Annotated in this window: 3 protein-coding genes; all 3 read left to right on the top strand. The window is 45.1% G+C overall.

Annotated features, from left to right (window positions below):
• The first annotated feature begins 138 nt into the window (after positions 1-138).
• Genes ACTBDZ_RS18200 through ACTBDZ_RS18190 form a run of 3 tightly spaced genes read left to right on the top strand, consistent with a single transcriptional unit; the run spans position 139 to position 773 of the window.
• On the top strand, positions 139-465 hold the full coding sequence (locus tag ACTBDZ_RS18200) for a BRO-N domain-containing protein (RefSeq protein ID WP_438816318.1): 327 nt from the start codon (positions 139-141) through the stop codon (positions 463-465).
• A 4-nt stretch (positions 466-469) separates the two neighbouring features.
• The gene (locus tag ACTBDZ_RS18195; RefSeq protein ID WP_438814486.1) at positions 470-622 is read left to right on the top strand and encodes a hypothetical protein; all 153 of its coding nucleotides are present in this window, start codon (positions 470-472) and stop codon (positions 620-622) included.
• A 43-nt stretch (positions 623-665) separates the two neighbouring features.
• Complete coding sequence (locus ACTBDZ_RS18190) at positions 666-773, top strand: Arc family DNA-binding protein (protein WP_438816317.1); 108 nt, start codon at positions 666-668, stop codon at positions 771-773.
• Positions 774-920: the final 147 nt, after the last annotated feature.

The raw sequence follows: 920 nt of genomic DNA, 5'->3' as shown, positions 1-920 counted from the left end.
GAGTTCAGTATTGGTGACAGACCACCACAAGTATCCAACCTCAATTCTGTTCACAAGACCATCGTTGATGTTCTCGGCGAGCGATACCGTCGAATTTATTCTTAAAGTAGGTGCGGAATGACGGATGGAGAAATTGTTATGACCAAAATTACCAAAACGCAGCTGATGCTTTTTAAGTCTGCCGATTCCGATATCGAGCTACAGGGTACGCTTTATCAAGGTAAGCCAGTGTTCTTCGCTGTCGAACTAGCGAAGGCTCTTGGCTATAAAAACCCACATGAGGCATTACAAGATAACTGCAAGTCATTGATTAAAATTAATTCTAGCCAGACACTAGAATTGAATTTAGGCTTTTACCCGAAAGGCATTATCCTTGCGCCGGAGTCCGATCTCTATCGCCTGATACTGAGAAGCAAGCTTCCCTCTGCTGAATGCGAACAAGATTGGCCGTATTGCCAACGATAACAACATGAAAACCGAGGAATTCGGCGAATACTATCTGGATAAATCGCGCTATAGCAACAAGCAGGTTGAGGCTTTCCGCTACAACGATAAGGCACTGGAAAAGTTCAATGACATCCTGCTTGCGGAATTGGAGGCGGCAAACAGCGGACTCGTATAGCCATAAACCGAAACCCACCATCCCATTGACGCAAGGATAACCCATGAGTAAACGAAATGATCCGCAGTTAAGAGTACGACTGCCAAAAGAATTGAAAGAAGTACTGGAAAAAATCGCGGGTAAGAATGATCGGACCCTAACCGCCCAGTAATTCCGCCCCGGGATCGCGCAGGGGTTCCATTAATCACATTCACTTGTGAGAGGTTTACTCATGCAAAATTTAGTTTCTGAATATATTTTAACCATGTCCAGCCGCGAGATTGCGGATCTGACTGGTAAGCGTCACGACCATGTTTTG

The sequence above is a fragment of the Symbiopectobacterium sp. genome, from assembly GCF_051710365.1.
GTDB lineage: Bacteria > Pseudomonadota > Gammaproteobacteria > Enterobacterales > Enterobacteriaceae > Symbiopectobacterium.
The sequence above is the reverse complement of the archived record's forward strand: the minus strand, read 5'-3'. Positions and strand labels throughout refer to the sequence as shown.